Genomic DNA, 24,499 nt, shown 5'->3' on the forward strand with positions numbered 1-24,499 from the left:
CACGGCACACCGTCACACAAAAGGGACATAGGGCATACCGCTTGCTACGTTGCCGACCATGACCACACCGCGCACGGACGCTCCCCCACCCGGGGTGCGCATCCCGAAGCGCCGCGGCGTGGAACTCTCCCTCCTCGTCTGCGCCGTCCTCATCTCCGTCTCCGGCTACGCCGCCGTCGGCCTCGCCCGGAGTGGCGCCGTGCCACCGGACGCCGCCCGCTACGGCGCCGGGCTCGGGCTGCTCGCGCTCACGGCCCACCTCGCGGTCCGGTTCCGCGCCCCGTACGCCGATCCGCTGCTGCTCCCGATCGCGGTCCTGCTCAACGGCCTGGGCCTGGTGCTGATCTACCGCCTCGACCTGGAGACGCCGCACGACCAGGCGGCGGCGACGCAGCTCGTCTGGTCGACGCTCGGGGTGGCGCTCTTCATCGTGGTCGTCCTGCTGCTGCGCGACCACCGCACGCTCCAGGGGTACGCGTACGTGTCGGTGGCCGCCGCGCTCGGCCTGATGATCCTGCCGATCTTCTTCCCGGCGGTGAACGGGGCGAAGATCTGGATCAGGCTCGGCGGGCTCTCGTTCCAGCCGGGCGAGTTCGCCAAGATCCTGCTCGCGGTCTTCTTCGCCGCGTACCTCGCCGCCAACCGCAACGCCCTGGCGTACACCGGCCGACGGATCTGGAAGTTCCAGTTCCCCACCGGCCGGGTGCTCGGGCCCATCGTGGCGATCTGGCTCCTGAGCGTCGGCGTGCTCGTCCTGGAACGCGACCTCGGCACCTCACTGCTCTTCTTCGGACTCTTCGTGATCATGCTGTACGTGGCGACCGGGCGGACCGGATGGATCGCGGTCGGCCTCGTGCTCGCCTCGGCCGGCGCGTTCCTCGTCGGGTCGCTCGAACCGCACGTGCACAGCAGGGTGCAGGACTGGCTCGACCCGTTCGCCTCGATCCGGGCGGGCGAGGGACCCGGACAGCTGGCCCAGTCGCTGTTCGCCTTCGCCGCGGGGGGAATGCTCGGCACCGGCCTCGGGCTCGGCCACTCCGTCCTCATCGGCTTCGCCGTCAAGTCCGACTTCATCCTGGCGACGGCCGGCGAGGAGCTGGGACTCGTCGGCCTCACCGCGCTCTTCCTGCTCTACGCGCTGCTCGTCGCCCGCGGCTACCGCGCCGGCCTCTCGCTGCGCGACCCCTTCGGGCGGCTGCTCGCCATCGGACTCGCCTCGATCGTGGCCCTCCAGGTGTTCGTCATCGCCGGCGGGGTGATGGGCCTCATCCCGCTGACCGGCATGCCGATGCCGTTCCTCGCCCAGGGCGGGTCGTCGGTCGTCACCAACTGGGTGATCGTCGCCCTCCTCATCCGGGTCAGCGACTCCGCCCGGGCCCCGCGGCCGGACGACGCCGACACCGGGACGCTCGCGCGCGTGACCGAGGAGGCCCGGTGATCCGCTACATCCGCCGGGCGGCCGCCCTCTGCCTCGTCCTCCTCGTCGCCCTGCTCGTCAACGCCGCCCGGGTGATGGTCCTCGAAGCCGAGTCGCTCGACGACGACCCGGCGAACCGGCGGATCGCGATCGAGCGGTACGCCGAGCCGCGCGGCGAGATCGTCGTCGACGGGAAGCCGGTCACCGGATCCCGGGACAGCGGGCAGCAGCTGCGCTGGGAACGCACCTACCGGCAGGGGCCGTTGTACGCCCCCCTGACCGGCTTCGCCTCCCAGACGTACGGCACCACGCTCATCGAGAACGCCGAGGACGAGGTCCTCTCGGGGACCGACCCGATGCTGGCGCCGCTGCCCCTCTGGAACGACCTCACCCGCGGCCACCAGCCGGGCGGCGACGTGGTGACCACGATCCGCGCCTCGATGCAGGAGGCCGCCTTCCGCGGACTCGACGGCAAGCGCGGGGCCGTCGTGGCCGTCGAGCCGTCCAGCGGCCGCGTCCTGGCGCTCGTCAGCTCGCCCTCGTACGACCCCGGCGTCCTCTCCGGGACGGGTCGGGCGGTCAAGGACGCCTGGAAGCGGCTGAACACCTCGCCGAACCAGCCGATGCTCAACCGGGCCCTGCGGCAGACGTACCCGCCGGGCTCCACCTTCAAGATCGTGACGGCGGCGGCGGCCCTGGACGCCGGGGTGGTCCGGGACGTGGAGGCGCCGACGGACACCCCGGACCCGTTCGTGCTGCCGGGAACCCGGCAGGTGCTGCCGAACGAGGCGAAGGGCTGCGCGGACGCCCCCCTCGCGTACGCGATCCAGTGGTCGTGCAACACGGTGATGGCCGGCCTCGCGGTGGAGGTCGGCCTGACGGGGATGGTCGACGCGGTGGAGCGGTTCGGCTTCAACGACACGGGCCTGCGGATCCCGTCCTGGGTCGCGAAGTCCAACTTCGACCGGGAGATGAGCCCGGACCAGCTGGCGCTCTCCTCGATCGGGCAGTTCGACACGACGGCGACCCCGCTCCAGATGGCGATGGTCGCGGCGGCCGTCGCGAACAACGGGGAGATCGCCCACCCCTACCTCGTCGACCGCACCACGACCTCCGGCGGCACGACCGTCGACCGGACCGGCCGCCGCAGCCACCGCCAGGCGATGACCCCCTCCACCGCCGTCCAGCTCCAGCGGCTGATGGTCAGGGCCGTGGAGGAGGGCACCGGCACGAACGCGGCGATCCCGGGGACCCGCGTCGGCGGCAAGACGGGCACCGCACAGCACGGCTTCGGCAACACCGGCACCCCGTACGCCTGGTTCATCGCCTGGGCGCAGGCGGAGGACTCCGCCCAGCCGGCCGTCGCGGTCGCCGTCGTCGTCGAGGACGCGGAGGCCTCCCGCACGGACATCAGCGGGGGCGGCAGCGCCGCCCCGATCGCGAAGGCCGTGATGGAGGAGGCGCTGCGCCTGGAGGCGGAGTCCCGCAGGTAGGGGCCGCCGCCGATGGAGGAGGCGCTGCGCCTGGAGGCGGAGTCCCGCAGGTAGGGGCCGCCGCCGCAGGGCACTCCCCGGCGCGAAGGCAGCTCCCCGGCCGCCGGGGCGCCCGCCGCGCGCGGTCACTCCCGCACCGCGGGGCACTCCCCGGCCGCGAGGGCCCCGGCGAGGACACGCCCCCGCCGCTGGGGGGTCACTCCCCGGCCGCGCCCTCCGCGATCGCGTCCGCGACCTCCGTCACGCGGGCGTGTTCCTCCGCCGCGAAGCGCTGGGCGTCGAGGCGTTCGGCGATCTCCTCGTCCTGGGTCATCAGGAGGTCCAGGTTGGAGTCGCCGAGGTCGAAGACGCCCATGTCGAGGTAGGCCTTCTGGAGGCGCTCGCCCCAGAGGCCGATGTCCTTGACGCAGGGCACGATCCGGCTGAAGAGCAGCTTGCGGAAGAGCTGCAGGAACTCGCTCTGCTCGCTCAGCTGCTCCGCCTCCTTCCTCGGGATGCCGAAGTTCTCGAGGACCTCGACGCCGCGCAGCCGGTCGCGCATGAGGTGGCAGCCCTCGATCACGAACTCCTCGCGCTCGCGGAGTTCGGCGTCGGAGAGCTGCCGGTAGTAGTCGCGCAGGGCCATCCGGCCGAAGGCGACGTGCCGGGCCTCGTCCTGCATCACGTACGCGAGGATCTGCTTGGGCAGCGGCTTGTCGGTGGTGTCGCGGATCATGCCGAAGGCGGCGAGGGCGAGGCCTTCGATGAGGACCTGCATGCCGAGGTAGGGCATGTCCCAGCGGGAGTCGCGCAGGGTGTCGTCGAGCAGGCCCTGGAGGTCGTCGTTGATCGGGTAGAGCATGCCGATCTTCTCGTGGAGGAAGCGGCCGTAGATCTCGGCGTGCCGGGCCTCGTCCATGGTCTGGGTGGCCGAGTAGAACTTGGCGTCGAGGTCGGGGACGGACTCGACGATCCGGGCGGCGCAGATCATCGCGCCCTGCTCTCCGTGGAGGAACTGGCTGAACTGCCACGAGGAGTAGTGGCGCCGCAGGTCGCCCTTGTCCTTCTCGGTCATCTTCGCCCAGTGGCGGGTGCCGTAGAGGTTCAGGACCTCGTCGGGGGTGCCGAGCGGGTCGTACGGGTCGACCTCCAGGTCCCAGTCGATGCGGGTGGCACCGTCCCACTGCTTGTCCTTGCCCTTGCGGTAGAGGGCGAGGAGGCGCTCGCGGCCGTCGTCGTAGTCCCAGGAGAAGCGGGCGGCGCCGGTGGCCGGCACCTGCCATACGGGTCCGGCGGGGGCGTTCACATAGAGGTCGTGCGTCGACACTGACGACTCCTTCCGTCCGTTCCCAGCAGGCTCACACGGTGGTAGACAGGTCGTCAACAAGTCGCGCGCAAGGGATTGACGGGCTTGCTGACGGGCTGTCTCATCAAGAGTGACCCCCGGTAACGCGACGGCGAGCACAGCGAGGTGCCCCGAACCATGACCCCCTTCACCGAGCCCGACTTCAGCCTCCTCCGGGACGCCCTGGGGCCGCTGCGCGACCGTGAGCAGGTCGCCGAGCGCCTCCTGGAGTCCTCCCGCAAGCACTCCTTCGACCCGGACACCGAACTCGACTGGGACGCCCCCTTCGAGGACGGCAAGTGGTTCTGGCCGCCCGAGCTCGTCTCGCTCTACGACACCCCGCTGTGGCGCCGGATGTCCGAGGAGCAGCGGATCGCCCTCTCGCGCCACGAGGCCGCCTCGCTCGCCTCCCTCGGCATCTGGTTCGAGATCATCCTGATGCAGCTGCTCGTCCGGCACATCTACGACAAGTCCCTGACCAGTCATCACGTCCGCTACGCGCTCACCGAGATCGCCGACGAGTGCCGGCACTCGATGATGTTCGCCCGGCTGATCACCCGCGGCGGCACCCCCGCCTACCCGGTGCCGCGGATCTACCACAACCTCGCGCGGGTCCTGAAGACCGTCTCCACCACCCCCGGCTCCTTCGCCGCCACCCTGCTCGGCGAGGAGATCCTCGACTGGATGCAGCGCCTGACCTTCCCGGACGAGCGGGTGCAGACCCTGGTGCGCGGGGTGACCCGGATCCACGTCGTCGAGGAGGCCCGCCACGTGCGGTACGCCCGCGAGGAGTTGCGCCGCCAGATGGCGACCGCGCCGCGCTGGGAGCAGGAGTTCACCCGGCTGAGCTGCGGCGAGGCCGCCCGGGTCTTCTCCACCTGCTTCGTCAACCCCGCGGTGTACGAGGCGGTGGGCCTCGACCGCCGGGAGGCCGTCGCCCAGGTGAAGGCGAGCGGGCACCGGCGCGAGGTCATGCAGTCCGGCGCCAAGCGCCTGACGGACTTCCTCGACGACATCGGCCTCCTGCGCGGACCGGGCCGCCGCCTGTGGCGGTCCTCCGGCCTGCTGGCCTGAGGAGGCCGCCGGCGTCCGGCCACCGGCCCGGAAGCCCCGCCCGGCGCCCGGACCGCCCGCCCGGAAGCTCTCAGCGGGCGCCCGGCGCCGGACCGCACCCCTGAGGGGAACGCTCCGCGACTACGCTGCGGAGCATGACCAGCGCCGCCACTCCCGCGTACCGCAGGCTCACCGTCGAGGAGCGGCGCGGGCAGCTGCTCGACGCCGCTCTGGGGCTCTTCGCCCACCAGGCGCCCGAGGACGTCTCGCTCGACGACGTCGCCGAGGCGGCCGGCGTCTCACGGCCCCTCGTCTACCGGTACTTCCCCGGCGGCAAGCAGCAGCTGTACGAGGCCGCCCTGCGGTCCTCCGCCGACGCCCTGAACCGCTGCTTCACCGAGCCGCCGGAGGGGCCGCCCACGGAGCGGCTCGGCCGGGTGCTCGACCGGTACCTGGCCTTCGTCGACGAGCACGACGCCGGGTTCAGCGCCCTGCTGCGGGGCGGCAGCGTCGCCGAGACCTCCCGGACGACCGCGATCGTGGACGAGGTGCGGCGGGCCGCCGCCGAGCAGATCCTCGTCCACCTGGGGGTGGAGCGGCCGGGCTCCCGGCTCTCCATGCTGGTGCGGACGTGGATCGCGGCCGTGGAGGCGGCCTCGCTCATCTGGCTCGACGAGGAGAAGCAGCCTCCGGCGCGGGAGCTGCGGGACTGGCTCGTCGACCACCTCGTCGCCCTGCTCGCGGCGACCACGGCGAGCGACGCGGAGACCTCGGACGTCGTCCGGCGGCTCCTCGCGCAGGAGACCGCCACCGGGCCGGTGGCGACGCTGGCCCGCAGGGTCGTCCCGGTGGTCGGCGAGGCGGCGCACCTGCTGTGAGCCGGTACGGAGGCCGCGCGGGAGAGACTGGAGGGGTGAGAAGCGAGAACACCCCCTTCCGCGGCGGCCCCCTCGACGGCCGGGTGCTGCCGATCCTCGTCGGCCCGACCGGCCACCCCCCGAAGTGGTACGAGGTCCCGGTCCCGGCGCACGACGGCCGCCCGCCGGTCCTGTACGTCTACCGGCGCGAGCCCGCCGGGTACACGAAGCGGCTCGGTCTCCAGCGCGGCTGGGTCTACCAGTACGCCCCCGAGGGCCGCGAGCGGCGCGAACTGAAGTGGCCGTGGTCCAAGCCGGGCGGCGACGCCGCGAAGGACGCTGAGCCGAACGGGTGAGGACGACGGACGCGCCCCGATTCGTACGGTAATCGGATGAAGTGACACGTCATCATCCCCCTGGAGGTGGTGACGTGTCACGAAGGCTGCTGCGCACGGTCTGCACGGGGGCGCTCGCCGCGGTGACCGCGCTGACCGGGGCGCTCCCGGCGGCGGGCGCCGCCGCGCCGGACCCGCCGGCGGACCCCCCGGCCCGGGCCCCGATCGCCTGGGCCGACCCGGCCGCGGAGCCGGTCGGCCCGGTGGACCCGGCGGCGCAGACGGCCGACCCGACGGCGGACCCGGGCGATCCGACGGACCCGCTCGACCCGGCCGGCCCGAGGACGGAACCGACGGACCCGCTCGACCCGGCGCCGGAACCCACGGACCCGGCCGGCCCGGAACTCCCCTCCACGAGGCCCGGCGGCCCCCTCGCCCCGGAAGCGGACGGCGACCCCACCGCACCCCCCGGGCCGCCCGCACCCACCGAAGCCTCCGAGGCCGACGACGCCGCCGCGCTGCCTCCGCCCGGCGGCGACTCCGTGACCGCGCTCCTGACCCGGCTGCGGACGCTGTACCGGCAGGCGGAGGAGGCCACCGAGCGGTTCAACGCCGCCGAGGAGGCGCTGAAGGCACAGACGGCCGACACCGGGAAGGTGACGGCCCGACTCACCGCCGCCCGTACCGCCCTGGCCCAGGGGCGCGCCGAGGCGGGGCGGATCGCGAGGGAGCAGTACCAGGGCGGGTCCGAGTTCTCCACGTACCTGGGACTGCTGTTCTCGCCGGACCCCCAGTCGGCGCTCGACCAGGGGCATCTGATGGCCCGCGCGGCCCGCGGCCGGGCCACCGCCGTCGAGCGGCTCGAAGGGGCCGAGCGGCGGGCCGACGCACTCGCCACCGCCTCGCGCAAGGCCCTGGACCGGCAGCAGGGCCTCGCGGCGGCGCAGCGCACCCGACGCGACGAGGTGACGGGCAGGCTGCGGGAGGTGGAGAAGCTGCTCGCCGGCCTCTCGCCCGAGCAGCTCGCCCGGCTGACCGAGCTCGAACGCGTCCAGACCGCGGGCGCGCAGCGGGAGCTGCTCGACTCCGGCGTCCTGGACGGCACCCGCACCCCGTCGCGGGCGGGCGGGGAGGCGCTGCGCTTCGCGGTGGGCGAGATCGGCAAGCCGTACGAGTGGGGAGCCGAGGGCCCGGACGCGTACGACTGCTCGGGGCTGACCCAGCGGGCGTGGGCGTCGGCGGGGCGGGAGATCCCGCGGACCAGTCAGGAGCAGTGGGCGACCCTTCCCCGCGTCCCGCTCACCGAGCTGCGCCCCGGAGACCTGGTCGTGTACTTCCCGGGCGCCACCCATGTGGCGCTCTACCTCGGCGGCGGCCTCGTGGTGCAGGCGCCGCGCCCCGGCGGGAAGGTGAAGGTCTCTCCCGTCGCGGCGAACCCGCTGCTCGGGGCCGTACGCCCCGATCCCGGCGGTCCCGCCCTTACCTCGTACACCCCGCCCGCCCTTCCGAAGGGCGCCAAGGACGGCGGGGACGAGGGCTTCGACCGCTCCTGAAGTCCCTTTCCACGCAAGGGGGTTGCTCTTGCAAGTAATATGCAACAAGCTTGTCGGGTCCTTACTGACCACCCGTCACGGACGCGGAGCCCCGTCATGCCCAAGCTGTCCCCGGACACCGGCCCCCAGCGCACGCTCACCGTCTCGAACCTCGTCAACGCCGTCGGCAGCGGACTCTTCCTGACCGCCGGAGTCCTCTACTTCACCGAGGCCGCGCACCTCCCCGCCGCGACGGTGGGCCTCGGGCTCGGCATCGCCGGGCTCCTCTCACTCGCCGTCGGCATCGCCGCCGGCCACCTCGCCGACCGGCACGGAGCACGCGGCGTCTCCGTGGCCACGCTGGTGGTGCAGGCGCTGGCCACGGCGGCGTTCGTCCTCGCCGACGGCTTCTGGCCCTTCGTGCTCGCCGTCTCGGCGGCCACCGGCGCGAAGGCGGCCGGACTCGCCGCCCGCGCGCCGCTGGTCCGGCACTACGGAGGGGACCGGCCCCAGGAGTTCCGCGCCCGGCTCCGGGCCGTGACCAACGTCGGCATCTCCGTCGGCGCCCTGCTCGCCGGCCTCGCGGTCCAGGCCGGCACCATCGGCGCCTACCGGCTCCTCGTCGTCGGCAACGCGTGCGCCTTCGCGGCCTCCGCCGCCGTCCTGCTCCTGCTGCCGCCGGTCGCCCCCGCGCCCGTCGCCCGGGGCCCGCGGTGGATCGCCCTGCGGGACCGGCCGTACCTGACGCTCACCGCGCTCGACGGCGTCATGGCCATCCAGTTCAAGGTGCTCACCGTAGCGATCCCGCTCTGGCTGGTGCGGTCGACCACCGCACCGCACTGGCTCGTCTCGGGCACCATGCTCACCAACACCGTGCTCGTCGTCGGCCTCCAGGTGCGGGCGAGCCGCGGCATCGACTCACCGCGCTCCGGCGGCCTCGCCTACCGCCGCGCCGGCGCCGCCTTCCTCGGCTCCTGCGCCCTCGTCCCACTCGCCGCCGGCGCGCCCGCCGGAGTCGCGGTCGCCGTGCTCGTGGCCGCCGTGGTGATCCACACGGTCGGCGAACTCTGGCACGCGGCGGGCGGCTTCGAGGTGTCCTACGCCCTCGCCCCGCCCCACGCCACCGGCCAGTACCTCGGCGTCTTCGGACTCGGCGCCGGCCTCGCCGAAGCCGTCGGCCCCGCCCTCCTCATCGCCCTCTGCGTCGGCTGGGGCCGCCCCGGCTGGTACCTCGTCGGCGCGCTCTTCGCGGTCACCGGCCTGCTGACCCCGCTGGCGGTCCGCCGCGCGGAGGCGGTCCGGGCCCCCGAGCCCGCGCCGGCGCCCGAGCCCGCGCGTGTGCCCGAACCCGTACGTGTGCCCGCGTCCGCGCGTGTGCCCGCGTCCGCCGTTCGCCGGACTCTCACTCGAACAGGGCGATGACCCCGCGGATCCAGATACCGGCCGTCACGGTGCCCCCGAGGAAGGCCCCGACCGCCACGACGACCCCGGTGAAGCGGCCGCCCTCGTGCGGAGCCCCGTCCTCCCCGTCCTCGTCCTCGAAGGGAATCGGGTCGCCCCAGACGACCGGCCGCCCCGCCGCCTCCGAGCAGGCGTCCCTCACCGCGGCCAGCCGCTCCTCGGCGACGGCCGTGGCGGCCAGCGCCTCGGGCCCGCTCCACGCGAGGGCCTTCATCCGCCGCCCGGGAGACCCGTACCGCTCCTCGAAGGCGGCGGTCTCGTCCGCGTCCCGGTCCTCTTCGAGGTACATCCAGCGCCCCGCCTCGGCCGCGTCGCCGTACAGCCGGTACACCTCGGCCAGGCGGCGGCGGAGGGTCAGGTCGTACGGGAAGGACGAGACGAGGCCGCGCAGGCGCTGGCGCGCCATGGGCACGCGGCCGGCGGCCAGGTCCGCGTCCACGCGGTCCAGGGTGTTCGACAGGGGCATGCCCCATTGTCGAACACCCTGGCGCGGCGGATCGACCGGATTTCACCGACCGGGTTTCGCCGTCAGGCGCTGGTGACCTCGGCCAGGTAGCCCGCCGTCTTCTCCGGGTCGAAGAAGAAGTTCTCGAAGTCGGCCGGGTCGTTGAAGCCGTTGGCGAAGCGGTCGGCGACGGGCTGGAGCTGACCGGCCGCGCCGAGGAGGTTGAGGACGTGCTCCGGCGGCGGGGCCAGCATGGCGTTCGTCCACTTGGTGACGTGCTGGGCCGTCTGCCAGTAGCGGTCGAAGGCGCCCTGCATCCACTCCTCGTCGAAGGGCCGGTCGCCGTGCTCGACGATGGCCGCGAGGTAGGCGGCGGCGCACTTGGCCGCCGAGTTGGAGCCCTGGCCGGTGATGGGGTCGTTGGCGACGACGACGTCGGCGACGCCGAGGACCAGACCGCCGCCGGGCAGCCGGCCGATCGGGTTGCGGACGGTCGGCGCGTACCGGCCGGCGAGGGTGCCGCCCGCGTCGGTCAGTTCGACCTTGGTGGCCCGGGCGTACTCCCACGGCGTGAACCGCTCCATCAGCTCCAGCGTCAGCGCCAGGTGCTCGGAGGGGTCCTTGACGCCCTGGAAGACGTCGAGCGGACCGCCGGGGACGCCCTCCCAGAAGAGGATGTCGGCACGGCCGCCGGTGGTGAGGGTCGGCATGACGAACAGCTCGCCGACACCCGGCACCACGTTGCAGCGGACCGCGTCGAAGTCGGGGTGCTCGGGGCGCGGGCCGAGGCCGTGGACGTACGCGACGGCGAGGGCGCGCTGCGGCTCGGTGTACGGCGAGCGGGACGCGTCCCGGCCGAACATGGAGACCAGCTCGCCCTTGCCGGCGGCGACGAGCACCAGGTCGTAGCTGCGGGAGAAGTAGTCCAGGTCGCCGACCGCCACGCCGTGTATCACCAGCTGGCCGCCGCGCTGGGCGAAGGTCTCCATCCAGCCGGCCATCTTCACGCGCTGGTCGACCGACTGCGCGTACCCGTCGAGCCTGCCCACCCAGTCGATCACGCGGGCGGAGTCGGGGCCCGCCACGGAGACGCCGAGGCCCTCGGTGCGGGGCGCCTGGGACTCCCAGAAGTTGAGGCCGAGGTCCCGCTCGTGCTGGAGCGCCGTGTCGAACATGCACTGGGTGGACATGACCCGGCCGGAGCGGATCTCGTCCGCGGTCCGGTTCGACATGAGGGTGACCTCGTACCCCTGCGACTGGAGTCCGAGGGCGAGCTGCAGGCCGGACTGGCCGGCGCCGACTATGAGTATCTTCCGCATGGGTGGTGCTCCTGGCGTCTGTGAGCGACGGGGACGGCTATTCGGGGGTGGCTTCGAGCGCGTGCGCGACCATCGCGAGCAGGCTCTCGACGACGCTGTAGCGCTTGCGCGCGTCCATGATCACCACGGGTACGTGCGGGGGGACGGTCAGGGCCTCCCTGACGTCCTCCGCCTCGAACGCCTCGGTGCCCTCGAAGTGGTTGACGGCCACGATGTACGGAAGCCCGCAGCTCTCGAAGTAGTCGAGGGCCGGGAAGCAGTCCGTGAGCCGCCGGGTGTCGGCCAGCACGATCGCTCCGATCGCGCCGCGCACCAGGTCGTCCCACATGAACCAGAAGCGCTGCTGCCCCGGCGTACCGAAGACGTACAGCACCAGGTCGTTGTCGAGCGTGATCCGGCCGAAGTCCATCGCGACCGTGGTGGTGAGCTTGTCCGGGGTGGCGGTGAGGTCGTCGGTGTCCTCGCTCGCCCGGGTCATCAGGGCCTCGGTCTGGAGCGGGGTGATCTCCGAGACCGCGCGGACGAAGGTGGTCTTGCCGACGCCGAAGCCGCCCGCGACGACTATCTTCGTCGCGATCGGGGCGCGGGTGTGGTCGAGCTGCCAGTCCTGGGCGCCGTCCTCGGCGTCCGGCCCGGCCGTGCCCGGTTCGGGGGCGCCCGGCGCGAACGGATCGGCCTTGGGCTGCGCGGGAATGCCCGCGACCGCCGGCGCTTCGGCGACGGCTTCGGAGACGGCGGAGGCGTCAGAGACGACGGAGTCCACTCAGCACCCTTTCGAGGAGCGCGCGGTCGGGCTGGCCGGTGCCGTGACCGGTCCCGTACACACGGATCTTTCCCTGGTCGGCCAGGTCGCTGAGCAGCACCCGGACGACCCCCAACGGCATCTTGAGGAGCGCCGAGATCTCCGCGACCGTCCGCATCCGGCGGCAGATCTCGACGATGGCCCGCATCTCGGGCATCAGCCCTCGGGCCGCGGGCCCGCCGTCCGTCAGGACCTTGCGGGCGGCCGGCGCTTCGAGCGCCGCCACGAAGGTCTCGACGAGCAGGATGTGCCCGAAGCGGGTGCGGCCGCCGGTCAGCGAGTACGGGCGCACGCGCGCCGGGCGCCGCCCCTCGCCGCGTACCGGCAGCTTGTGGACGTGAGCCGAGGACATGGCGGTCACCGGGGGCTCTCCATCGACTTGCGCAGCTCGCTGCGGACTTCGGGGGTGAGGACGTGTCCGGCGCGGCCCACGAAGAGCGCCATGTGGTACGCCACGACGCTCATGTCGCAGTCGGGTGTGGCGTGCACGCCGAGCAGCGAGCCGTCGCTGATCGACATCACGAAGACGCTGCCGTCCTCCATCGCCACCATGGTCTGCTTGACCCCGCCGCCGTCCATCAGCCGGGCGGCGCCGATGGTGAGGCTGCCGATGCCGGAGACGATGGTGGCCAGGTCGGCGCTGGAGCCGCGCGGCCCGCCCGGGCGGGCCGGTTCGGCGGCCGTCGTCGTGGTCTGCTGGACAACCGGGTCGGACGACAGCAGCAGCAGGCCGTCGGAGGAGACGACCGCCACCGAGCGGACGCCGGGCACCTCCTCGACCAGATTGCCCAGCAGCCATTGCAGGTTGCGGGCCTCCGTGCTCAGTCCGAACGTTCCCGTCGCGGTCAACTGCGTGCCTCCTCGACTGTGTCCCCCGCCGTCTCCCCTGTACGTGCAGTCCCTATGGCCTCGGTCGGCGCCGTGTCCATCCGCTCCGTGCCCAACTCGGCCTCCACATCGCGACGTCCGGCCTTGGCCCCCTGGTGGAAGCCACCGAGGCGCCTTCGCAGTGCCTCCGCGTCCACGCTGCTCTTACGGGTGGCGGCCGCGGCGCCGGGCTGACGGACCACCTGCGGGGTGCGCTTCGGCAGCCCCTTGTCCGTGACCCGCTCCCACTGGGCCGGGCGCGGCCCGGGAAGCTCCGGCTCGACGGCCGGCTCCGGCTCCGGCACCGGAGCCGTGTCGGCCGGGGGCTCCGCCCGGTGGGCCGTCTCCCCGTCCTCGACCGCGCGCTCGTGCGCGTCCGGCTCGGGCGGCGGGTCGGGCAGCCGCACCTGGAGCGTGGTCTCGGAGACGGACTCCCCGAGGGGAGCCGTCTCGTACTCGGCGGCGGACACCGGCCCGGTCGCGGGCTCGGCGGCGTACGCCGGCTCGGGTTCCGGTTCCGGGGCGTACTCCGGCTCCGGGGCCGGCTCGTACCGCGCCTCCGGCTCGGGGGCGTAGGTCGGCTCCGGCTCGGGTTCGTACGCCGGCTCGGGCTCGTACGCGGACTCCGGTACGTACGCCGGCTCCGGTTCGTACGCCGGCTCCGGCTCCGGGGTCCGTGCGGTCGTCTCGCCCGCCGCCTCCGCCGCGAGGATGGCCCGCTCGGCGGCCTCGACGAGGGGGTCGCGGGTGCGGGACGGCAGGGTGTTGGAGTTGGCTTCCGCGACCGAGCCGGGAAGGTGGATCGTCGGGGCCGCGCCCGCCACCCGCACGGGATGGGACACCGTGGCCGGCGGGGCGGTAGGCAGCAGGGGCAGCGGGAGGACGACGACGGCCGCCGTACCGCCCGGCTGCTGCTCGCGGAGCTCGACGCGGACGCCGTGCCGGGCGGCGAGCAGGGCGATGACCCGCATGCCGAGCCCCTCGCCGTCGAAGGCGTCCGGATCCGCGTCGGCCAGGCGGGCGTTCAGCTCGGCGAACCGGGAGGCGGTCATGCCGATGCCGGCGTCCTGGACGGAGAGCATCACCTCGCCGCTCTCCAGGAGCCAGCCGGAGAGCTGGACCTCGGCGTCCGGCGGCGAGAAGGAGGTGGCGTTCTCCAGGAGCTCCGCGACGAGGTGGCTCAGGTCGTCCGCGGCGAAGCCGGCGACCTGCGCGTGCGGCGGCAGGGACTGGATGGTCACCCGCTCGTACCGCTCGATCTCGCTGACGGCGGCGCGCAGCACGTCGACCAGCGGGACCGGCCCGGCGTGCCCGTGGACGTGCTCGTGGCCCGCGAGGACCAGCAGGTTCTCGCTGTGGCGGCGCATGACGGTCGCCATGTGGTCGAGCTTGAAGAGGGTGCCGAGGCGGTCCGGGTCCTGCTCGCGCTCCTCCAGCTTCTCGATGACGCCGAGCTGGCGCTCGACGAGCCCGAGGCTGCGCAGCGAGAGGTTGACGAAGGTGTGGTGGACGGTGTTCCGGAGCCGTTCGAGGTCGGCGGTGAGCAGGGCGACCCGGCCCTGGAGGTCCGCGCGCTGGGCGGCGAGTTCCGCGCCGACGGCCTCCTTGGCCGCGACCAGGTCGACCCGCTCGTCGGTGAGCCGCTCGGCGTGCTCGGCGAGGCCGGCGAGCTTGCCGTGCAGGGTGTTGAGAGAGCGGACGACCTGGGCGAACTCGTCGTTGCGGCCGGTGAAGCGGACCTGCTCCTCGGTGTGCGGCGCGGGGGCGGCGGCCAGCCGGGCGGCGCCGATGCGGAGGACGGCGAGGGGCCGGGTGAGGCTGCGGGCGACGTAGGTGGAGATGCCGATCGCGACCAGGAAGCAGCCGCCGAGGAAGGCGAGGCGCAGTTCGAGGGCGGTGACGTCGTCGTCGCGGAGCGCGCCGAGCCGCTCGACGCGCCCGGCGGCGAGGGCGGACTCGACGCCGCGCATCTGCTCGATGCGGGCGGAGAGGGCCGACTCCAGGCCGGCCGGGTCGGTGTCGCCCTCGGCCTCGGTCAGCCGGGGCTGGTCGGTGAGGGCGGCCAGGGAACGCTCGGCGCTCTTGACGTCGGGGCCCGTGACGGTGGCGGCGAGCGAGTCGCGGGCGGCGGCTCCGGCGGCCTGGTCGAAGTCGCCGAGGGCGGCGAGTTCGCGGACGCGGGCCTGCTGCGCGGCGGCGCTGAGGAGGTCGCGGGCGCGCTCGGCCTCCGCGGCGCCTTCGGGCACGTCGGGGACGTAGGTGCCGGACTCGGAGTCGTAGTGGACCTCCCCCGTGGGCTCGGGCTGCTGCACGGCGAGCGCGGCGAGGAGCAGGCCGCGGGTGGCGGAGGCCTGCTCGACGGCGCGGCCGAGGGCGGCCGGGGCACGCGTGGCCTCGGTGAGCGAGGCGTCGGTGGCGCGGGGCGGGGTCTTGTCGGCGAGCTCGTCGGCGAGTGCCTGGAGCTTGGCGATGACGTCCGAGTACGCCTTGTGGGCCTCCAGTGCCGTGCCCTTGCCGGTGAGCGCGGTGCGGCGGATGGAGGGCACTCCGGCGAGGTCCCGGCGGAGCTCGGTGGGTGCGGCGGGCCGGATCTCGTCGATCTGCCGGTCGACGCGGGTGGACCGGGTGTCGGTGATCTGCCGCTTGTGCTTGGCGTCGCCGGTCTGGGCGTCGCGGCCGGCGGCGATGTACGCCACGACCTCGTCGCGCTCGTCGGCGAGGGAGTGCGCCAGGGTGACGGCCTGCCGGTCGAGTTCGGCGAGGGTGACCAGACGCTGGGAGTCCGTCAGCTCGGCGGAGGCGGCGAGGACCGCGGGGGCCCCGGCGGCGAGTACGGTGACGCCGACGAGGGCGACGCCGGCGACCAGGCGGTTGCGGACGCGCTTGGTCCGGCCTGCGGGGGTCTGCTGCGCCGCCGCGGCGTCCGGGGTCGGCTCCGCACCGGGGGCCTGGCTCCGCGTGCCGTTCTTGCTCCGAGGCCGCTTCTTCTGCACCGGTGCTCGCATTCTTGACTCGTCCGCCCACAAAGCAGAGGTGACGACCGGTCACATGGAGCGCCCCCACCCCTGGTACGGCTTCCGACCATTCCAGCGCTTCTGGGAAGGGGGCGCGCATCGGCCGCTCCGCCACCCGAACGAGTGAACAACACTCATGAGTTGGCGAACAACTTCCCCGGGCTTCCCCGGCGGGCCCCGCGGGGGCCCGGTTGGATCTTCCGGGCGGGCTTTGGCAGGATGCCCGCCCGCAGCTCTCCGGAGGTGTCCGTTCCGCCTCACACGCCGCGGCCGCCGCGTTGGTACAGGCCTTTTCCGGTCGTTTGCAGGTCCCGTGAAGGAGTACGCCGCCGCCGGATCGGGGGCGGGCACACTGGAACCCATGCGCAGCGACGTCGCCTCCCTCCCCGGCAGCCCCGAACGCCCCAACGAGGACTGGGTGTCAGCAGCTCTGCCCGGTGCGGGCGGCGGGGGAACCGTCGTCCTGCTCGACGGCGTCACACCACCCGCCGGTGATGACGGTTGTGTGCACGGCGTGCCGTGGTTCACCGCGCGACTCGGCGGGGCTTTGACCGAACTGTCCGCTTCCAGGCCGGACATGCCCCTGCCCGAGATCCTGTCGCGGGCAATCCGGCGCACCGCGGACGCCCATCGGCAGACCTGTGACCTTTCTCACATGCGAACGCCCCAGGCAACCGTCGTCCTCGCCCGCTGGGACGAGGTCTCGGTCGAGCATCTCGTCCTGTCCGACTCCGCTCTCCTCCTGGAGGAACCGGACGGCACGGTACAGGCCGTCCTCGACGACCGGCTCGACCGGGTCCCGGACGCGGTCCGGCGCTCACTGGAGGCGACGGACCGGCTTCGCAATCGGGAGGGCGGATTCTTCACGGCCGCCGCCGACCCCGCGGTCGCGGAGCGGGCGATCACCGGGACGACCCCCCGCGCGCGGGTACGCGCCCTGGCGGCGCTCACGGACGGGGCGAGCCGCTGGGTGGAGCTGTTCGGCGAAGGCGACTGGACGGCCTGCCTCGGCGTCCTGCGCGACGAGGGCGCGGCCGGCCTCCTCCGCCGGGTGCGGGACCTGGAGGCGGCCGACGCGCGGGCGGGCGGCACGCACCGCTGGAAGCGGCACGACGACGCCACGGCGGCGTATGTGGAGCTCGGCGCCCCCGGCCAGGACCCCTCCGGCGGCCCGGGGCCGCGACCCCGGCCGTGATCCACCGTGCGGGCCCCGGGGCCGGTCCGGAAACCCCGCCAGGCCCCGCTCTCCGGGCAGGCCGCTGCTCAGCCCTCCGCCCGTACGTTGAAGTGGTGCAGCAGCCGCGCCAGTTCCGCGACCTCCCCGCGGTCCCAGTCGACCAGCTTGCGCACGTACCGCTCGCGCCGCGCGTCCCGCACGTGCCGGAAGCGGTCCCGGCCCTCCTCCGTGAGCCGCACCAGGGAGGCGCGCCCGTCGGCGGGGTCCGGGTCACGGACGACGAGCCCGAGGACCTCGAGCGCCCGCAGCTGCCGGCTCATCGTCGCCTTCCCGACCCCGAAGTAGCCGGCGAGTTCGGTGGCGCGCTGCGGCCCGACCTCGTCGAGCCGGACGAAGAGCCCATAGGCCGCCGGCTCCAGTTCGGGGTGCACCTCCCGCGCCATCTCCCCCGACTGGGCCCGCGCCCGGCGCAGGAACACCGCCAGCTCGCGCTCGAGCGCCAGGAACTCGGGGTCCACCCCGGGCGCCTCGCCGCGTCCACGCCCCGCCGTCCCCCCAGCGGCCCGGCCGTCGCTTCCCGTACCGCTTCCGTGCACGTCAGCACCTCCCACGTGTCCTCCGGCTGCTGTCCGACGGCTCGGCCGCCGGTTTCCGGCGGCTGAAAGTTTCTTCCCGCCGCGGCCATCGCCGCAGCTCCTTCAGTATTTCGCAGGCGTAGACCAACGGCGGCGATCGGGCCCCCTTCCGCCGGGTGGGTCTACGTGCGTAGCGTCGTCCCCGGCGTCGGGCTGACATGTCCATTCCATGGCCTGTCGGCATCGTGCGCCGGCTCCCCCAACAGAGCTCCCCCCACCGAGCCTTTCGGAGGCACGCAATGCGTGTGCACAGATCCGGAACGACCCTGGCCGGCGCGGCCCTCGCGACGCTGGCCCTGCTCCTGCCCCTCGCCGGGAACGCCGGCGCCGCCCAGGACCCGGGCACCCGGGTCGTCCCCGAACGCGGTTCCGCGTACATGGGCATGGGCGTGATCGCCCACGACGGCAAGGGTGCGAAGCCCGCCGGCGCCACCACCCTGGCCGTCCAGACGGAGGGCGTGGACGTCTCCAGCCACCAAGGCAACGTGGCCTGGTCCACGCTGTGGAACAGCGGGGTCAAGTGGGCCTACGTCAAGGCGACGGAAGGCACGTACTACAAGAACACGTACTTCACCCAGCAGTACAACGGCTCCTACAACGTCGGCATGATCCGGGGCACGTACCACTTCGCCACCCCGGACACCACGAGCGGCGCCGCCCAGGCCGACTACTTCGTGAACAACGGCGGCGGCTGGTCGAAGGACGGGAAGACGCTGCCGGGGGTGCTCGACATCGAGTGGAACCCGTACGGCGCGACCTGCTACGGCAAGACGGCGTCCGGGATGGTCGCCTGGATCCAGGACTTCGTGAACCGCTACCGGTACCGGACGGGCCGCGACCCGGTGATCTACACCGCGACGAGCTGGTGGAAGCAGTGCACCGGCAACTCGGCGGCCTTCGCCGGGACCAACCCGCTCTGGATCGCGCGGTACGCCTCCGAGGTCGGCGAACTCCCGGCCGGCTGGCCGTACTACACGATCTGGCAGTACACGTCCTCCGGCCCGACGGTCGGCGACCACAACCACTTCAACGGCGACTACTCGCGCGTACAGGCGCTCGCGAACGGCTGACCAGGCCCTCCGCGCGTCCATCGGTCCGCGGCGGCTCCCCGGGAATGCGGCACCCCGGGGGGCCGCCGCGGCTTTTTCGACCCACCCCCTTGCCCATTGGTATGGACCAATGCGAGGCTCTACGCCGGTCGCCCGGAAGGCAACTTCCGTGCGCCCAGCGCGCGTTGCTCGTCCCGTACTCCCCCACGCACGAGAGAGAGCCCCCGCATGGCCTCCTACCGCCGCACCTCCGCCGTCGCCGCCGCCACCCTGTCCGCCGCCGCGCTCGTCGCCCTCACCCCGACGACGGCCGGCGCCCACGGGGCCGTCTTCAACCCCGTGAGCCGGGTGGCCGCCTGCTACGCCGAAGGCCCCGAGACGCCCAAGTCGCAGGTGTGCAAGGACCTCGTCGCCGACTCCGGCACCCAGCCGCTCTACGACTGGAACGAGGTCAACATCGCCAACGCCGACGGGCAGCACCAGGCGCTCATCCCGGACGGCAAGCTCTGCTCGGCGAACCGCGCCAAGTACCGCGCGCTGGACTGGGCGCGCACCGACTGGCCCGCGACGGCCGTCGCCGCCGGCTCCTTCGACTTCAAGGTCCGCGTCACCGCACCCCACTCGGGCACCATGACGGTCTACATCACCAAGCCCGGCTTCGACCCGACGCAGCCGCTCAAGTGGTCCGACCTGGACGCGACCCCCGTCGCCGTCCACACCACCACCCGCACCTCGACCGACGGCTACTACAACTTCACCGGCAACCTGCCGGCCCGCACCGGCCGCCACATCGTCTACAAGGTGTGGCAGCGCAGCGACAGCCCCGAGGCCTTCTACAGCTGCTCGGACGTCACCTTCGGCGGCACGGCGGCGGGCACGGCCACGGGCGCGCAGGCCACCGCACCGACCGAGGCGAAGATCTCGGCGGACGCCGAGCTCTCCACCGTGAGCCACGCGGGCCACGGCGGCGACGAGCAGGCCCCGGCCCTCTCCGCGGAGGCGTCCGGAACCCCCTCCTCCCCGCTCCCCCTGGCCCTGGCCGGCGCGGGAGCCCTCGCCGCCTTCGCCGCCGGCAGCCTCCTCCTGGGCCGCCGCCGCGACTCGTCCGCCTCCTGACGCCCCGGGTGACACCGGAGACCCGGCCGTCACGGGGCGCCTCCGGACCCCACCGGATGCCCGGGACGTCCGGGCATCCGGCCGTCACCGGGTGTCCCGGCGTCTCCTAGGAGGCGGACGAACCGAGCGGGAAGAGGGCGGTGAGCCGGGGCATCGCAGCCCCCTCCGGCGCGGACGCCCAGGGCGCCCCGTCCTCTTCCCGCTCTCCCCGCTCCTCGGCGAGCTCCTCGACCGCGTCGAGGAACTCATCCCCCTCGTCGTCCTCCTGGCCGGTCAGCTCGTCGAACGCGTCCTGCGCCACGTAGTCGAGCTCCTCCCACTCGGGCCACTCGTCGTCGTGCCAGGTGTTCCGGTGCCGGCCGGCGAGGGCCAGCACCCCGGGCACGTCGGCCAGCGTGTCGGGGTCGGCGAGCACCGACTCGTACACCTCGCGCCCCTGCCCCACCAGCCAGAGCGTGAAGTAGTGGAAGCCGTCGTCCGAGCAGCCGCCCTCGACCCGGTCCGCCGCCGTCCACAGCGCGCGCGTGTCGGCTGCCTCGCAGGCCTCCTCCAGGAACACCTGGAACGCCACGCTCTCGACCGCCGGACGCCGTATCAGCTCTTCCCGCAGCCACTCCAGCCGCTCGTCCCGGTCACCGGGGCGGCGGCTCAACTCGTCGATGAGAGCCCAGAAGGCGTCGTCGTTCATGTGTACGAGCATGACAGCCCCGACTGACATCCGGGCACGCCGGAGCGGGGTGTCCCGACGGACACCCCGCTCACGGGAGGGGAATTACGCGGCCACGCCCACCGGCACCGCCGCCGGCGCGAGCGCGATCTCCAGGACCTGCCGGACGTCCGTCACCGGGTGGACCTCCAGCTTCTCCAGGATCTCGGCCGGGACGTCGTCCAGGTCGGCCTCGTTCCGCTTGGGGATCACGACCGTCGTGATGCCCGCCCGGTGCGCGGCGAGGAGCTTCTGCTTCACGCCGCCGATCGGCAGCACCCGGCCGGTGAGGGACACCTCGCCGGTCATGGCCACGTCCGTGCGGACCAGGCGCCCGCTCAGCAGGGACGCGAGGGCGGTCGTCATGGTGACGCCCGCGCTCGGACCGTCCTTGGGGACGGCGCCCGCCGGGAAGTGGATGTGCACGCCCCGGTCCTTGAGGCCGGTGACGGGCAGCTCCAGCTCCGCGCCGTGCGAGCGGAGGAAGGAGAGCGCGATCTGCGCGGACTCCTTCATCACGTCGCCCAGCTGGCCGGTCAGGGTCAGCCCGGCGGCGCCGGTCTCCGGGTCGGCGAGGGACGCCTCGACGAAGAGCACGTCACCACCCGCGCCGGTCACGGCGAGTCCGGTGGCCACGCCCGGCACGGCGGTGCGCCGCTCGGCCGGGTCCTGGGCCGACTCGGGCACGTGGTGCGGCCGGCCGATGAGTTCCCGCAGGTCCTCCGGTGTGACCGTGAACGGCAGTTCGCGGTCGCCGAGCTCGTGCTGGGCCGTGACCTTCCGCAGCAGGCGGGCGATCGACCGCTCCAGGGTGCGGACGCCGGCCTCACGGGTGTACTCGCCGGCCAGCTTCCGCAGGGCGGCCTCCTCCAGGACGACCTCGCCGGACTCCAGGCCGGCCCGCTCCAGCTGGCGCGGGAGCAGGTGGTCGCGGGCGATGACGACCTTCTCGTCCTCCGTGTAGCCGTCGAGCCTGACCAGCTCCATGCGGTCCAGGAGCGCCTCGGGGATGGCTTCGAGGACGTTGGCCGTGGCCAGGAAGACGACGTCGGAGAGGTCGAGTTCGACCTCCAGGTAGTGGTCGCGGAAGGTGTGGTTCTGCGCCGGGTCGAGGACTTCGAGCAGCGCCGCCGCCGGGTCGCCCCGGAAGTCGGATCCGACCTTGTCGATCTCGTCGAGCAGGACCACCGGGTTCATGGACCCGGCCTCCTTGATCGCCCGGACGATCCGGCCGGGCAGCGCGCCGACGTAGGTCCGGCGGTGGCCGCGGATCTCGGCCTCGTCCCGTACGCCGCCGAGGGCGACGCGGACGAACTCGCGGCCCATGGCGTGGGCGACGCTCTGTCCCAGGCTCGTCTTTCCCACGCCGGGCGGGCCGACCAGGGCCAGCACGGCTCCGCCGCGGCGGCCGCCGACGACGCCGAGACCGCGGTCGGAGCGCCGCTTGCGCACCGCGAGGTACTCGGTGATGCGTTCCTTCACGTCGTCGAGTCCGGCGTGCTCGGCGTCGAGGACGGCGCGGGCGCCCCGGATGTCGTAGCGGTCCTCGGTCCGCTCGTTCCACGGCAGTTCGAGGACGGTGTCGAGCCAGGTGCGGATCCAGGAGCCCTCGGGGGACTGGTCGCTGGACCGCTCCAGCTTCTCGACCTCCTTGAGGGCGGCCTCGCGGACCTTCTCGGGCAGGTCGGCGGCCTCCACGCGGGCGCGGTAGTCGTCGGACTCGTCGCCCTCGGCCTCGCCGTTGAGGTCGCGGAGCTCCTTGCGCACCGCTTCGAGCTGACGGCGGAGCAGGAACTCGCGCTGCTGCTTGTCGACGCCCTCCTGGACGTCCTTGGCGATGGTCTCGGCGACGTCCTGTTCGGCGAGGTGCTCGCGGAGCTGGGCGGTGGCGAGCTTGAGGCGGGCGACCGGGTCGGCGGCCTCCAGGAGCGCGACCTTCTGCTCGACGGTGAGGAAGGGCGAGTATCCGGAGTTGTCGGCGAGGGCGCCGACGCCGTCGATCTGCTGGACGCGGTCGACGACCTGCCAGGCTCCGCGCTTCTTGAGCCAGCTGGTGGCGAGCGCCTTGTACTCCTTGACCAGTTCGGTCACCGCGCCGGGCAGCGGGTCGGGCAGGACCTCCTCGACCGTGCCGCCCTCGACCCACAGGGCCGCGCCGGGGCCGGTGGTGCCGGCGCCGATGCGCACGCGGCCGATGCCGCGGATCAGGGCGCCGGGGTCGCCGTCGGACAGGCGCCCCACCTGCTCGACGATGCCCAGGACGCCGGTCGCGGCGTAGGTCCCGTCGACGCGGGGCACGAGCAGCACCCGCGGCTTTCCGGCTCCGGGCCGCGCGGCGGCCTGGGCGGCCTCGACGGCGGCCCGTACGTCGTTGTCGGACAGGTCGAGCGGCACCACCATGCCGGGCAGCACGACCTCGTCGTCGAGCGGCAGCACAGGCAGAGTGAGCGGCACGGACGCCTTGGACTCAGAAGCCATGATCTCCCCTTCGGCACTCAAGTTGAGCTGTACGGACTCAATGCACGTGAGCCCAGGAATGTTCCCCTCGCGCCGTTCGCTCTGAGCGATCACCCTCCCGTCGGCCCACGAACGGCCGATGTAATGACTGCATGGATATCTCAGCTATTACTTCCGCCTGGGTGGCCGGCTGGACCGTCTCGCGGGCGACCCCGCCCCCCGTCGCCGAGCCCTGGGGTTACCGGATCGACGTCGGACTGCCCCGGCACGTCGTACGCCACGTGCTGCCCGCCCCCGACGCGGCCTCCGTCGGCGTGCTCTGCGCGCGGCTCACCGAGCCGTACAGCTGGCTCAAGGTGATGGCGACACCGGAGGAGGTGGCGCCGTGGATCACCGAGGGGTGGACGGTCCCCGACGACCCCGGCTTCATGATGGTCAAGCCGCTGGACCCGGCCGTCCGGCCCGCGCCGCCGGAGGGGTACGCCCGGACCACCGAGACCCGGGACGGCGTCGTCCGGGTCCGGATCCTCGCCCAGGACGGCACCCTCGCCGCCCGCGGCCAGATCGCCCCGACCGGCTCCACGGCCGTCGCCGACCAGATCGAGACCGACCCCGCGCACCGGCGGCGCGGCCTCGGCGCGAACGTGATGCGCACCCTGGAGGCCGCCGCCGCGCAGGCCGGCGCCGAGACCGGGGTGCTGGCGGCGACCACGGACGGCCTCGCGCTGTACGACTCGCTGGACTGGCGCTACCGCGGGCCCCTCACCGGGATCGTCCGGTCGGGAACCTGACCGTCCGGCTGCGCGGGGGACCCCGTACGGGGCATGCTCGATCCATGGTGCGAGGCGTACGGGGCAAGTGGTGCGGGACCCTGCTGCTCGCGGCGGTCCTGGTCGGCGGCGCGAGCGCCTGCGGGCCCGGGGTGCCGCCCGCGCCGGGTGGCCCGGCGCCGGGCGTGAGCGTGCCCCCGGAACCCCCGACGGCAGGCACGCCGAGCGGCGCGCCGGACCCGACGGCAACCGCCCCGTCCCAGGAGCCCCAGCCCGGCGAGGTCCTCGTCGAGGTCGTCGTCAACGGCGGCCTCGCCGGGGTACGCAACCAGCTCGTCGTCCACTACGACGGCAGCTGGACCAGCCGCTCCGGCACGAAGCCGCCCCGGACCGGGCAGCAGACCCCCGCGGAGGTCGCCGAGCTACGGGCCGCGCTGGAGGACCCGGCGTTCGCTCGGGTTCCGGAGCGGCCCACCGGCAGCCCGATCGCCGACGGGTTCCAGTACTTCGTCACGTACCGCCACCGCCTCGTCGTCGCGGGCGACGGCGAACGCCCGCCCGCCCTCCAGCGCGTCTTCGCCGCCCTCCCGGAGGGCGGCCCGCCGACGAGCCCCTGAACCGGGGCGTCGGACCCGCCGTGAACCGAACGGGGGTCCGTACGCGATAGAGA

General features: G+C 73.6%; 22 protein-coding genes. 12 read left to right on the forward strand and 10 right to left on the reverse strand.

Annotated elements, in window-relative coordinates:
- Window positions 1-58: 58 nt before the first annotated feature.
- Together OO54_RS21275 and OO54_RS21280 are read left to right on the forward strand one after the other, a co-directional pair.
- Window positions 59-1,438 carry an FtsW/RodA/SpoVE family cell cycle protein gene (locus tag OO54_RS21275; protein WP_033205217.1) on the forward strand — a complete coding sequence of 460 codons (1,380 nt, stop codon included), beginning with the start codon at window positions 59-61 and terminating at the stop codon, window positions 1,436-1,438.
- Window positions 1,435-2,910 (forward strand): penicillin-binding transpeptidase domain-containing protein, encoded by a 1,476-nt coding sequence (locus tag OO54_RS21280; RefSeq protein ID WP_033205218.1) that lies wholly within the window; start codon window positions 1,435-1,437, stop codon window positions 2,908-2,910. Before OO54_RS21275 ends, OO54_RS21280 begins: the two co-directional genes overlap by 4 nt.
- A 196-nt stretch (window positions 2,911-3,106) precedes the next feature.
- Here OO54_RS21280 and OO54_RS21285 read toward each other — a convergent pair whose 3' ends face one another.
- The gene (locus OO54_RS21285; RefSeq protein ID WP_033205220.1) at window positions 3,107-4,216 is read right to left on the reverse strand and encodes a ferritin-like domain-containing protein; all 1,110 of its coding nucleotides are present in this window, start codon (window positions 4,214-4,216) and stop codon (window positions 3,107-3,109) included.
- A gap of 156 nt (window positions 4,217-4,372) precedes the next feature.
- Between OO54_RS21285 and OO54_RS21290 the strand changes: the two genes are divergently transcribed.
- The 5 genes from OO54_RS21290 to OO54_RS21310 all read left to right on the forward strand — a co-directional run bounded on the left by OO54_RS21290 (window position 4,373) and on the right by OO54_RS21310 (window position 9,433).
- Window positions 4,373-5,308: an AurF N-oxygenase family protein gene (locus OO54_RS21290; protein ID WP_033205221.1), complete on the forward strand. Its 936-nt coding sequence runs from the start codon at window positions 4,373-4,375 to the stop codon at window positions 5,306-5,308.
- Between the two features lie 134 nt (window positions 5,309-5,442).
- On the forward strand, window positions 5,443-6,165 hold the full coding sequence (locus OO54_RS21295; RefSeq protein WP_033205223.1) for a TetR/AcrR family transcriptional regulator: 723 nt from the start codon (window positions 5,443-5,445) through the stop codon (window positions 6,163-6,165).
- Between the two features lie 35 nt (window positions 6,166-6,200).
- Window positions 6,201-6,500: a hypothetical protein gene (locus OO54_RS21300; protein ID WP_033205225.1), complete on the forward strand. Its 300-nt coding sequence runs from the start codon at window positions 6,201-6,203 to the stop codon at window positions 6,498-6,500.
- Between the two features lie 74 nt (window positions 6,501-6,574).
- Window positions 6,575-8,032, forward strand: coding sequence for a C40 family peptidase (locus OO54_RS21305; RefSeq protein ID WP_033205226.1), 1,458 nt, complete (start codon window positions 6,575-6,577; stop codon window positions 8,030-8,032).
- A gap of 96 nt (window positions 8,033-8,128) precedes the next feature.
- A complete protein-coding gene (locus tag OO54_RS21310; RefSeq protein WP_033205228.1) occupies window positions 8,129-9,433 on the forward strand; it encodes an MFS transporter in 1,305 nt (434 codons plus the stop codon).
- Here the strand turns inward: OO54_RS21310 and OO54_RS21315 are convergent.
- The 6 genes from OO54_RS21315 to OO54_RS21340 form a co-directional block, all read right to left on the reverse strand.
- Window positions 9,414-9,938, reverse strand: a complete 525-nt coding sequence (locus OO54_RS21315) for a DUF6584 family protein (RefSeq protein ID WP_033205230.1) — start codon at window positions 9,936-9,938, stop codon at window positions 9,414-9,416. The two genes, OO54_RS21310 and OO54_RS21315, sit on opposite strands and share 20 nt — an antisense overlap.
- A gap of 62 nt (window positions 9,939-10,000) precedes the next feature.
- The gene (locus OO54_RS21320) at window positions 10,001-11,236 is read right to left on the reverse strand and encodes a styrene monooxygenase/indole monooxygenase family protein (RefSeq protein ID WP_033205232.1); all 1,236 of its coding nucleotides are present in this window, start codon (window positions 11,234-11,236) and stop codon (window positions 10,001-10,003) included.
- A gap of 37 nt (window positions 11,237-11,273) precedes the next feature.
- The gene (locus tag OO54_RS21325) at window positions 11,274-11,999 is read right to left on the reverse strand and encodes a GTP-binding protein (protein WP_106970067.1); all 726 of its coding nucleotides are present in this window, start codon (window positions 11,997-11,999) and stop codon (window positions 11,274-11,276) included.
- Window positions 11,980-12,390, reverse strand: a complete 411-nt coding sequence (locus OO54_RS21330; RefSeq protein WP_033205301.1) for a DUF742 domain-containing protein — start codon at window positions 12,388-12,390, stop codon at window positions 11,980-11,982. The genes OO54_RS21325 and OO54_RS21330 overlap by 20 nt, the downstream gene beginning before the upstream one ends.
- A 5-nt stretch (window positions 12,391-12,395) precedes the next feature.
- Window positions 12,396-12,887 (reverse strand): roadblock/LC7 domain-containing protein, encoded by a 492-nt coding sequence (locus OO54_RS21335; protein ID WP_033205233.1) that lies wholly within the window; start codon window positions 12,885-12,887, stop codon window positions 12,396-12,398.
- Entirely contained in the window at window positions 12,884-15,910 is a 3,027-nt protein-coding gene (locus tag OO54_RS21340) for a sensor histidine kinase (RefSeq protein ID WP_200146650.1), read from the reverse strand. Before OO54_RS21340 ends, OO54_RS21335 begins: the two co-directional genes overlap by 4 nt.
- Before the next feature lie 370 nt (window positions 15,911-16,280).
- Here OO54_RS21340 and OO54_RS21345 point away from each other — a divergent pair, with 370 nt between their 5' ends.
- Window positions 16,281-17,114 carry a protein phosphatase 2C domain-containing protein gene (locus OO54_RS21345; protein ID WP_033205306.1) on the forward strand — a complete coding sequence of 278 codons (834 nt, stop codon included), beginning with the start codon at window positions 16,281-16,283 and terminating at the stop codon, window positions 17,112-17,114.
- A gap of 68 nt (window positions 17,115-17,182) precedes the next feature.
- Here the strand turns inward: OO54_RS21345 and OO54_RS21350 are convergent, their stop codons facing one another.
- Window positions 17,183-17,692 carry a MarR family winged helix-turn-helix transcriptional regulator gene (locus OO54_RS21350; protein WP_078905285.1) on the reverse strand — a complete coding sequence of 170 codons (510 nt, stop codon included), beginning with the start codon at window positions 17,690-17,692 and terminating at the stop codon, window positions 17,183-17,185.
- A 278-nt stretch (window positions 17,693-17,970) separates the two neighbouring features.
- On the opposite strand from OO54_RS21350, the gene OO54_RS21355 reads away from it, so the two are divergent.
- Together OO54_RS21355 and OO54_RS21360 are read left to right on the forward strand one after the other, a co-directional pair.
- A complete protein-coding gene (locus tag OO54_RS21355; RefSeq protein ID WP_033205238.1) occupies window positions 17,971-18,801 on the forward strand; it encodes a lysozyme in 831 nt (276 codons plus the stop codon).
- Between the two features lie 207 nt (window positions 18,802-19,008).
- Window positions 19,009-19,896, forward strand: a complete 888-nt coding sequence (locus tag OO54_RS21360; RefSeq protein WP_017236219.1) for a lytic polysaccharide monooxygenase auxiliary activity family 9 protein — start codon at window positions 19,009-19,011, stop codon at window positions 19,894-19,896.
- A 106-nt stretch (window positions 19,897-20,002) separates the two neighbouring features.
- Here the strand turns inward: OO54_RS21360 and OO54_RS21365 are convergent, their stop codons facing one another.
- Window positions 20,003-20,584, reverse strand: coding sequence for a DUF4240 domain-containing protein (locus tag OO54_RS21365; RefSeq protein ID WP_033205309.1), 582 nt, complete (start codon window positions 20,582-20,584; stop codon window positions 20,003-20,005).
- 84 nt (window positions 20,585-20,668) lie between these two features.
- Window positions 20,669-23,080 carry an endopeptidase La gene (gene lon / locus OO54_RS21370; RefSeq protein ID WP_033205240.1) on the reverse strand — a complete coding sequence of 804 codons (2,412 nt, stop codon included), beginning with the start codon at window positions 23,078-23,080 and terminating at the stop codon, window positions 20,669-20,671.
- 131 nt (window positions 23,081-23,211) lie between these two features.
- Here lon and OO54_RS21375 point away from each other — a divergent pair, with 131 nt between their 5' ends.
- Window positions 23,212-23,850: a GNAT family N-acetyltransferase gene (locus OO54_RS21375; protein WP_033205241.1), complete on the forward strand. Its 639-nt coding sequence runs from the start codon at window positions 23,212-23,214 to the stop codon at window positions 23,848-23,850.
- A 44-nt stretch (window positions 23,851-23,894) separates the two neighbouring features.
- A complete protein-coding gene (locus OO54_RS42470) occupies window positions 23,895-24,446 on the forward strand; it encodes a hypothetical protein (RefSeq protein WP_051787076.1) in 552 nt (183 codons plus the stop codon).
- Window positions 24,447-24,499 lie beyond the last annotated feature (53 nt).

It is taken from the genome of Streptomyces wedmorensis, from assembly GCF_000716445.1.
Lineage (GTDB): Bacteria > Actinomycetota > Actinomycetes > Streptomycetales > Streptomycetaceae > Streptomyces > Streptomyces wedmorensis.